The organism is Palleronia aestuarii (assembly GCF_003253995.1).
Taxonomy (GTDB): Bacteria; Pseudomonadota; Alphaproteobacteria; order Rhodobacterales; family Rhodobacteraceae; genus Palleronia; species Palleronia aestuarii.
Genome location: NZ_QKZL01000056.1, coordinates 1 through 9,826, shown reverse-complemented (window position 1 = coordinate 9,826; position 9,826 = coordinate 1). Strand labels below are relative to the sequence as shown.

The window sequence follows — 9,826 nt, the reverse complement described above, 5'->3', positions numbered from 1 at the left end:
CACCGACCAGTCGAGCCCCATGAGCTTCAACAGGCTCGCCACGAAGCCCGTTGTCTGGCGAAGCGGCAGGCCGAACAGCACCTTGATGGTCAGGCACGCTTGGATCGCCGCGTCCGAGAAGGTTTGCTGCCGCCCCTGCTTGCCCGAAGGCGCCGCGTGCCAAGCCATGCCCGGGTCGAACCAGACCGTCAGAGACCCGCGCTCACGCAGCGACGCGTTGTAACTCGACCCGTTCAGGGTGCGGCAACGGGTGGGCGCAGGCTTGGACATGCCGGACAGCTATGTCGCTGGACTCACGATGTGAATCCCACGCAGGCTTTCTGCAACAAGGCCGCTTCCGACTAGACAAAGGCAAGACCAATATGGATTTCCTAGCTCGACAACGATGCCTAAGATGACATGCTGAGCCGGAATGTCACGTTTTTGGAACTCTTTGATGCTTCCGCTAGCAACGTCATCATCGATGGCGATCGCGCGCCACACCGCCGTCGTGGTAAACCGTCATCCAACTGTCATGGAATATATGGGGCAGGATTACCCTTTCTTCTATGACGATCTGGAAGAGGTCCATAAGCCGGTCGACCTGACACGGATCAAGGCAACCCATGATCACATCACGTCCATCGAAAAGGAACAGTTCAAGATCGAAGCGTTCATCGGCAGGTTCGCGCGTAATCTGCAATGATAAACGCCATGACGCTTCCAAACTGTTTTTTCATTGAGGCGGCGAAGGCCGGAACGACATCGTTGCATACCTGTCTCGACCAGCATTCTGACATTTTCATCATGGAACGTGGGGAGCCCTCTTTCTTCCAACATGCGAAGGAGACGCTGAACTTCACTGGTTCTGACGATAAGGAATGGGCAGAGACCTTAGTAACCGATCCCGGGGATTATCGCGCTCTCGTCAATCGCTCGGGCGGTTTACGGGCGCGTGGGGAGATCTCTCCATGCTATCTGTACTTCGATAAGGCCCCGGAACGGATCCCCCGAGACATCCCGCAGGTCCGCTTGATCGTAATCCTACGCCATCCGGTCGATTGGGCGTATTCACACTCCCTAATGAACCGCGCTCGCGGCTGCGAGCCCGCGACGACGCTGGCGAACGCGATCGACAAAGAGGCCGAGCGCGCGGTTTCGGGATGGGACTGGCGCTATATTGATGCGGGCCTCTACCACCGCCAGATGGACCGGTACTATTGCCGTTTCCCCAGGGACAGGATCAAGGTCTTCCTCTACGACGATCTAAAGGATCATGATGAGTTCTTCACGGAACTCTTCGAATTTCTTGGTATGGATCCTGCCTTCCATCCCGACACCAGCATCCATTACCGCACCGCAAGCTTGCCTAGGAACGCCATCCTCAGAGATCTCGTCACGAAACCCAGTGCAGCGAAGAGCATGCTGAAGCGGCTTCTTTTGGCTGGGGCGCGGACGCTGGTCAAGCAGCGCGCCAGCGCCTGGAACTTTCGTCCGCCGGAACGGCTTGCGCCCGACACCCGCCGCGACCTCTTTCAGCGATACATTGCAGAAGAATTCCGAAAGCTCGAACCCCTGATTAAAAAGAGCCTTCACGAATGGTTCCACTAGAAGGCCGACGCGCCGATCTCGACACGGCCTATAACGAGGGCATGCCAAAATACGTGCTTCGCGATCGGGAGATCGTGGACTTTCATTGCGAAAGGTTGCCCGGAACCGATCTTTGGTTTCGCGGCCCCTTCTCCAAGCAGCTAAACTGCGGTCGCTATATCACCGCGATCGGCGCCGCGCAGACCTTTGGGTGCTTCTGCGACCGCCCTTACCCTGCAATCCTCAGCGAGCGGCTTGGCGTTCCCGGGCTGAACCTCGGGTATTCCGGTGCCGGTCCCGACTTCTTTCGCGGCCGTGAGGACGTATTGCGCCGCATCGATGACAGCGCCTTCTGCGCCGTTCAGGCCATATCGGGCCGCAGCGTCTGGAACTCGCTTCTCGATAATTCCAATGGGCTCGCCTATAGACGGCGTCGTTCGGACGGCACGCCCCCGACAGTGGAGCAGATCTCGGACGAAGTCATTGCGCAGGAGATTACAGTGCCGAAGGTCCTGGTCTGGTTCTCGTCCCGCACTCCCGATTACACGCCTCGCCATCATCGGCGAGCTGCGCTTCTCGGCGACTATCCACGGCTCATCGACACCCCGACACTGGCGCGGATTAGGCCCCTCGTAGATGCCCATGCCGAATGCGTCTCCCAGCGCAGCAGTCCACAGCCCCTCGTTAGCCGGGTCGATGGAAAGCCCACGACGATGTTGCTCGAGGCAGACCCGAAGCCGATCTTCGCTGGCCAAGGCGCTGCGCTCTGCCAAGGTATCTGGCACGAGAACAAGTATTATTTCTCGCCCGAAATGTACCAGGACGCCGCCGATATCCTCAAGACGCCCTGCCGCGCGCTCCTCGCGGCGCAGGACGGGTGAGCCCGCGATACGGGGGCCCACACCCCCTCTATCTCAACATGCGGTTCCTGACCCAGCCGCTTTCGGGAATGCAGAGATATGCCGAGGAACTGATCGCGGCACTCGATGTCAGGCTCGCGGCGGATCCCGGTCACTTGGGCGGCCGGAGGGTCATCGGTCTCATGCCCCGTAGCACGGCCCGTGCGCGGACGTGGCAGGCGATCGAGACACGCGTTGTCGGACAATTGGGCGGCCATGCCTGGGAGCAGTCCGAGCTCGGACTGGCGGCGAGGAACGGAACTCTAGTCAGCCTTTCCGGATCGGGTCCGCTTTTTCATCCGGATCATGTCTTCGCCGTGCACGACGCGAATCTCTTCGTCAATCCGCACTTCTATTCACGCTCCTACCGGATGCTGCATGGCCTGATCCGCCCGCGCCTCATGCGCCGGGCCCGGGCCCTCGTCACGATCTCGGACTTCTCGCGCCGCGAGATCGCCCGATCCTGCGGCCTGTCGGAGGATCGGTTCACGATCGTGCCTGACAGCGCGGAGCACCTGCTTGGAATTCCACCCGAGCCCGAAATTCTGCAACGCTACAAGCTCACACCGGGGCGCTACGTGCTTTGCGTGGGCAATCAGAGCCCGAACAAGAACATTGCGCTTGCGATCGAGGCGTTTTCTCGTCTCGCCCCCGAAGGCGTGCGGCTTGCCGTGGCCGGCGGCGCGGCAGCGGCCCTTGCCCGGACGAGAACGGTGCAAGCCCCCTGGTTGTCGAGCCTCGGCCGCATCAGCGATGGGGCATTGCGGACACTCTATGAGAACGCGTTGCTTTTCGTCTTCCCCTCCATCTACGAAGGGTTTGGCGTGCCGCCGCTCGAGGCGATGGCGCTTGGCTGCCCGGTGGTTTCCTCCGACAGCAGCGCCATGCCGGAAGTCTTGGGCGACGCGGCGCTCTATTTTCGCAGTGGCAAGGTGAACGATTGTGCTAAACGGATCGCCGAAATGCTCGCCCTCGACCCGATCAACCGGCAGCGCCGTGTGGACGCTGGACGAATACGGGCCGGTGAGTTCCGCTGGGACCACTCCGCTGAACGGCTCGTGGCCTTGCTTCGCAGGCTGGACGCGAATTGACCGCTGTCTGTCATGCCGTCGCAGTCGCACGCCTGTCGGCCAGGGTGGCATAGACTTTCTCCGTGCCCTCGACGAGCGCTTCTGAGCTCCAGCCACTGACGTCGCGGGCCTTCGCTCCGTCGCGGAGCTTTTGATAGAGGACGGGATCGGCCATCACGTCGAGGATCGCGCGCGCCGTATCCTCGAGATCGTCGGGATCGGTGATAAGTCCGCTCACGCCATGCTCCACGATCTCTTCGATCCCGGCCACGCGGGTCACGATTACTGGTTTGCCCCCGGCAAGAGCCTGCACGACGACGCGGGGTAAACCCTCACGCATTGAGGTGAGAAGACAGAGATCGGCCAGTGCGACGAGCCGTCCGGGCTCCGGATGGAAACCGAGAAGCCGGACATTCTTCTCCAGGCCGGCCCTTCGAATAGCCGCCTCCACATCCGGCAGTGCGGGTCCTTCGCCGGCACAGAGAAGCCGTATTTCGGGAAACCGATCTACGATTCGGCCAAAAACCCTAATGAGCTCGCAATGGCGCTTGCGGGGCTCGAGCGCGGCAAGCATCAGCACGATCGGCGGCTTCGGCGCATCCGCCGCCACCCCGGCAAGCTCGCGCCAATTCTGCGGGGGCGCCGCCTCTGTGAAGGCTTTGAGCGGCATTCCGGAATAGACAACGTGATGATTGGCCGCCGTGCCGATCCCGGCAGCGAGATAAGTCTCCCGCATTCCGCCGCTTACATCTACGAAGGCATCGGTGAGACGCGCCATCATACGTTCGGCCGTAAGGTAAAGGTACCGCTTGGAAGGGCCCACGTTAAGGAAGGGAGCAATGTGAACCCCGTGCACGATGCCAGGGACCTTTGCACGATATGCCGCGAGACGCCCAACAATACCCGCCTTGCTTTGATGAGTATGCACGATATCAGGCGCCAACGCACGAAAGAGACGCATCATTTCGCGGACAGCACGTATGTCGTGTATCGGATCGACGGGATGAACGAGGCTCTTGACACATTCCAGGCTGATACGATCCGACAATGTATCGAGATAAGCAGGATCGTGTTCCCGGCCAAAAACAAGGGTGACCCTATGACCAAGCGCGGCCTGACCCAAGCAGGTCGCAATCACGTTCTCCTCGGATCCGGCGCGAAGCAGCCGTGTTATCACGTGAACTACATGCAACTTTGCCACGGCGCCACCTCTTGAAGACCGGGCATAACCTAGCGAATGGGATTTTCGAATGGCAAGACCTCGACCCTTCAGTACATGCCGCCATATTCCTGTTTGTCACAATCCTGTAGATTGCTTAGACGATCACCCGGCAATCGGGGAACCTCGGGATGACAGTCGATCCAGTTCTGCCGGATCCGCTGCCATCTCGCACCACCGTCCTTTGCACCGGCCAGCACCGTGAAGCAATCTGGCAGATCGACGAAATTCGGCAGGGCAGTATCGTATGGCCAGATCAGAAGGTTACCACTGCACTCGCGTATGCTCTCCCGGATGCGATCGAACGTGCCCCGCCCGTCGACCATGCGTCGCGAGTTAAGGACGATCACCGAGTCGTTGATGCTGAGACCGATGGACGTGCCGTCATCTAACTTGATCGGCGGGCCGGCCTGCGCCTTGACGCGATAAACATATTCGAGCACGGAGATGAGGGCTCCGTTGATCCGCATCGTATTCGACGCCCGCGAGATCTTCTTGTCCGCCGCGCTGATCCCGACGAAGCTCTCGCATAGCACGTCCTCGATGACGGCCTGGTTCTTCGCATCCGCCTCGATGCAATCATCGCGGTTGCGCGTTACCCAGAGATGTTCGGTCCGGTGGTTCTCGGTGCTACCGTGCCGTTCCGTGTAGCGGACAGCGTCCCAAGCGGCATCGATGCGCAGGTCGCGCACTGTGGCGTTGGGGCTGTCGAGGATCAGAACAGCTGCCGAATTGCAATATGTTGCGCTCCAGGACAGGTTCTGCGGAACCTCTCCGGCGACGAGGCCGCCCTGCAGTGTAACTCCCGGCGAACGATAGATCCGCAGCGGATAGAGATTGACCGGTCTCGATCCGCCGGGATCGTCGCATCGCGCCGCATCCGAGGCAGAACCGTCCCCGACGCCGGAATTCGCTACTATCCAGGATGCGCCATCTGCCAGGACGACGGAGCCTGGGTCGAGATCCGAGAGGAAATCCGCGCCATAGCCACGATCCCCGTCCGGTCCCAGTTCTAGTATCTCGGCGGAGCTGGGAGAAACGAGGAACGCAAATAGAAATGACCAGAGGACCAAGGATCCCGCGGGCGCCTTCAGACTAGCTCGGACCGATTGTGTCATGCGTACCGTCGCAACCCTCTGGAGGAAACCACCTTTGAAGCAGAAGAAAGGTACCGGCGGCTCGCCAGGCACAGGAAGAAGCTCAGCCAGAAGAAGGGGCTCGTCGACGGGCCCATGGAATCGCTCGAGAAATTTGCGGCTAAATAGGTCAGGGTGCTGATCCCTAGGGTCATCGTCGTGACCCGCATCTCGACCGGGCAATCCCTGACAATTAGCGCCATCCGTATCGCTTCAAGGGCGAGGATCACCGCGGTGACGGCCATCACGAGAAAACCACATAATCCGGGCAGTCCCATGGTCCGAATGTAATCGAGGACGATGTTGTGGCTGTGCGAGATGGTGCCGCCTTCGGGCAATGGTATGGGTTGACCGGCCCCCTGCCCGAAGAACGGATCCGCTCTGAACTGGTCAATGCTGAAGTGCCAAAGGACCGATCGGCTCTGTAGGGATTGAACCTCGAGATCCGGAGAGAAAAACCGTGTTAAAATCTCCACTGCGCGCGGGTTGAGAATATTCAGGAGCAGAAAACCAGCCACCACGAGGAGTAGGTACATTCCGAAGCCGAGTGCGATCATGACAACGCGCCGCTTTCCAGTGGTCATGATGCAGATTGCCGCCAGGATGGTCACGCCGGTGGTCGCTGCCGATAGAAGCAGGTTCATCTTCGAGCCTGAAAGCATGAGGCCTAGGTAGAATAGAAAAATACACAACATCCAGCGGAGCCGCGCGCCGCGTCGCAAGAAAAGGTAGCCTATGGCCACCGGCATCATCGTTGAAAGCGCCATGCCGAACTGATTGGGATTCTTGAAGAAGGCATGCGTCCGGTCCGTCCACCAGAGCATGTTCCGAAGGGTCGGATCTATCTGTACGACGAAGCTCGCGAGACAGGTCGCCGCCAGCGTGAACGAGACCGTGGCGAGATATCTGTTCTGGCGTGATGCGGTGAACGTTCCCGAGACGAGCAAGTAGATGGCAAAAGCTGCCGCCAGAGAAGCGATGCTGCGACCTGCTCGAAACGGAATATCCGCGCCGATTGCGGATATGAATGCCCACATGACGAGAAAGGCAATGCTTAACAGGATGAGTCCAAGCCCCGCTCGCGCGGCAGGATCGAAAATCGCGCCGTCTCGCAACTGGGCTGCTCGGAACCAGAACGGAAAGCCCAGGAAGATGAGGGCGATCGCGCCCGGAATTCCGCCGGGAAACTCAAGGAAGCCGGGAAAGCTCATCAAGATGCAGAATACGAGCCCGATCCAGAACGGAAGGACGGCCGTGTAAGCACGCGGCGCGGCTCTGTAGGAGACCGAGGAAAACGTCATCTGCCAATCCTGCAAGTCTAGGACGACCTGCGCCATTCGCGCAGCAGGCCCAGGGCCCCGCCGAGAACAATGCCGATCGTGATCCCGAATGCCAGAATGATCTTGTAGTCAGGAAACGACGGCGCCGATGGCGGTCGAGCGCGGGAAATGAACGAGACGGGGATGTTGCGATCGCGGCGATTAAGATCCTCCAGATCCTGAACGTAGGATTGGTAGATCGCTTCGTACATCGCGGCCTGGCGTTCAGTGCTCACGAGTTCCGACCAGGCGTCGCTTTGTTCGTAGGCGATCACCTGATCGCGTTCGTCGAGGACATTCTGCCGGCGCGCGATGATGACCGCGAGTTCAGCCCTCAATTCCTCGCGGTATCGGTTCAACTCCCGATCGAGGTCGGTTCGGTAATTCGCGATGTTCTCCTCGATCTGCGAGATGGTCGAAGGCGACGCCCCCTCCTGCGCCCGCAGGCGATCAAGGATGCTGGAAGCATCCTGGAGGTTCGCATAGATCCGCGCAGCCTCGTCGGTCACGAACGCGACCTCGCTCGATCCCTCGTCTTCTGCGGAAGGAATGCGCGACAGGCGGGTCGTGAGCGTGGTTGCTTCGGAATTGATGCTGGACAGGCGCTCCCGGAAATCGGCCATGCGGCGTCCGAGCTCATCCGTGCTGACGACGGCGAACCCGTTCTCGGCAAGCAGTGACTGCGCTCTGCGGTTCGCATCGAGTGCAAGCTGGCGGACTTCGTCGGCACGCTGCTGAAGACGATCGCGGCGCTCCCCCAAGGATTGGTCAGACTGTTCCGCGCGCTGATCGACATAGCTCTCGGCATAGGCGTCCGCAATCTCCGCGGAGAGTTCGCTCGAGGTCGAACTGTATTCCACCGCGATGATGGAGGTGTCGCCGATGCGCTCGACGATGAGACCGGACATTACCTGCCGGATCAGTGCGGTCTCCGCGTCGAAAGCGGCCGGTCCTTCGCCCATATCAAGCTCAAGCCAGTTCCGGATGTCGGTAATCGTCCCGCGCAGACGTCCCGGAGGGGTTTCCGAGACCGGCGCGAGATCGACGCGCCGGATCACCTCAGCCGTAACCCTATCTGATCTCAGCAACTCGACATGAGTGCTGATCTGGGAGGCTTGCAACGTCACATCCTCTGGATCGATCCGAACGCGTATTTCGGACGTCGCCGTGTAGATCGGATCGACCGTGATAGCGTAGACAAGTGCCAAACAACCTACGATGATTACACTGAAGATCACGACATGGGCCTGACGCTTCGATGCCGACAGAAAATACTGAGCGCCGGTCGTTCCTTCTCGCCACCCGACATCGAGTTGTTCTGCACGTTCGACATTCATACGAAACCTCAAATCATTTAAAAACAGGCCCAGAGAAATTTCTGATACCCATCTCGGCCCGTCCACAAGAAGATGAATCGGACTACGTCATGTACTCTTTTATTCCCATACAGAACCTGGCGGTTTTTTCAGCTATTCGCTAGCAACTGTATCCGTCGGCACCTTGAAAACCCCATGGTTTGCGCACTTTGCATAGAGCGTTAGCGATGGTGACGAGCTTTCGTGCGACCGCAATGATGATGATCATGTATGGTTGCACGGCGGCGCACAATTGCCTTGAAGCGCGCCGGCTTTCCCGGAGGCTCCAGACTGTGCGAGGACGGAGCCATAGGGAAGACATCAGCAAGGTACGCGTCTGAGGTGCGCGAGCGGGCGGTTCGGATGGTGGGCGACCACGCGTCCAACCATGGAAGCCAGTAGGCGGCGATCCAGTCGATCGCGCCGAAGATCGGGTGCACGGCAGAGACGCTGTTGGCCTGCCCCCTGGAAAGTGGCCCTCCCTGAAGCAGGTTTCCGAGCCGGGTGGGACCTGACCCGTTTTCCGGTCCAGGCGTTACGCGACCTTTCGGGCTGGTTTCAGTAGCGCCGCTTAGGCGCTCGGCGTCAAGTTTCCGAGCGCCGAATGCGGCCGGTGGTCGTTGTAGTCGATCCTCCAATCGTCGATGCGCTGGCGCGCATCGGCCATCGACAGGAACCAGGCAGCGTTCAGGCACTCCTGACGCTGTCGGCTGTTGAAGGTGAGAAGGTCGAACACGCCAGTGGAGTGTTCGTACGACGCAAGACGAAGGCGTTGTCGCTGGGCTTTCCGGGGCGCGAGAAGTCGAGCTCGACCTTGTTCAGGTAGGCCCATTGGTCCAGCAGCCGCCCGGCGAACTCGGGCCCGTTATTGACCCGTATACTGCGCGGCTTGCCCCTGATCCTCGTCAGCCGATCCAGTTCTTCAATGACCCGGGTCAGGCTCTGAAGTTCGTCCTCGCAGTCGTCGCGAGAGCCTCTCTCATATGACAGTCGACGACAGTTAGGATTCGAAATGGTCGGTCGTCGAACAGCCGGTCCGATACAAAGTCCATCGCCCAGACATCGTTCATTGCATCGGCTTCGGAGCGACCCGATCGGGTGCGGCAGGCCCGGCGCCGCCTCGGGCTCCGTGTCAGGACCCGACAAGCCTTCTTCGCTGTAAAGGCGGTAGGTCCGCTTGTGGTTGGCGCGCCAGCCTTCTCGTTGGAGCAGAACGGGTAGCCGACGGTAGCCGTACCGGACACGGCTTGCCGCAAGCT

The 9,826-nt window shown here is 59.9% G+C and carries 9 protein-coding genes and 1 pseudogene; 4 read left to right on the top strand and 6 right to left on the bottom strand.

Annotated features, from left to right (window positions below):
• The coding region (locus LX81_RS21350) for a transposase (RefSeq protein WP_211322866.1) at nucleotides 1-270 on the bottom strand (270 nt) is incomplete at its 3' end.
• 193 nt (nucleotides 271-463) lie between these two features.
• Here LX81_RS21350 and LX81_RS21345 point away from each other — a divergent pair.
• The 4 genes from LX81_RS21345 to LX81_RS21330 are packed head-to-tail and all read left to right on the top strand — an operon-like array spanning nucleotide 464 to nucleotide 3,559.
• A complete protein-coding gene (locus LX81_RS21345) occupies nucleotides 464-685 on the top strand; it encodes a hypothetical protein (protein WP_111539263.1) in 222 nt (73 codons plus the stop codon).
• Nucleotides 686-693: 8 nt separating this feature from the next.
• Nucleotides 694-1,590 carry a sulfotransferase family protein gene (locus tag LX81_RS21340; RefSeq protein ID WP_170134088.1) on the top strand — a complete coding sequence of 299 codons (897 nt, stop codon included), beginning with the start codon at nucleotides 694-696 and terminating at the stop codon, nucleotides 1,588-1,590.
• Nucleotides 1,578-2,450: a DUF6473 family protein gene (locus tag LX81_RS21335; protein ID WP_111539261.1), complete on the top strand. Its 873-nt coding sequence runs from the start codon at nucleotides 1,578-1,580 to the stop codon at nucleotides 2,448-2,450. The genes LX81_RS21340 and LX81_RS21335 overlap by 13 nt, the downstream gene beginning before the upstream one ends.
• Nucleotides 2,447-3,559 carry a glycosyltransferase family 4 protein gene (locus tag LX81_RS21330; RefSeq protein ID WP_146259523.1) on the top strand — a complete coding sequence of 371 codons (1,113 nt, stop codon included), beginning with the start codon at nucleotides 2,447-2,449 and terminating at the stop codon, nucleotides 3,557-3,559. Before LX81_RS21335 ends, LX81_RS21330 begins: the two co-directional genes overlap by 4 nt.
• Before the next feature lie 10 nt (nucleotides 3,560-3,569).
• On the opposite strand, the gene LX81_RS21325 is transcribed toward LX81_RS21330, so the two are convergent.
• From LX81_RS21325 to LX81_RS21300, 5 genes and pseudogenes are all read right to left on the bottom strand, one after another.
• Nucleotides 3,570-4,676 (bottom strand): glycosyltransferase, encoded by a 1,107-nt coding sequence (locus tag LX81_RS21325; protein ID WP_234822797.1) that lies wholly within the window; start codon nucleotides 4,674-4,676, stop codon nucleotides 3,570-3,572.
• A gap of 131 nt (nucleotides 4,677-4,807) precedes the next feature.
• Nucleotides 4,808-5,449, bottom strand: coding sequence for a hypothetical protein (locus LX81_RS22655; protein ID WP_211322864.1), 642 nt, complete (start codon nucleotides 5,447-5,449; stop codon nucleotides 4,808-4,810).
• 422 nt (nucleotides 5,450-5,871) lie between these two features.
• Entirely contained in the window at nucleotides 5,872-7,194 is a 1,323-nt protein-coding gene (locus LX81_RS21315; RefSeq protein WP_170134087.1) for an O-antigen ligase family protein, read from the bottom strand.
• 17 nt (nucleotides 7,195-7,211) lie between these two features.
• Nucleotides 7,212-8,549 carry a GumC family protein gene (locus LX81_RS21310; RefSeq protein WP_111539256.1) on the bottom strand — a complete coding sequence of 446 codons (1,338 nt, stop codon included), beginning with the start codon at nucleotides 8,547-8,549 and terminating at the stop codon, nucleotides 7,212-7,214.
• Between the two features lie 589 nt (nucleotides 8,550-9,138).
• Nucleotides 9,139-9,826 (bottom strand): annotated as a pseudogene (locus LX81_RS21300) (IS3 family transposase); the annotation flags it as partial.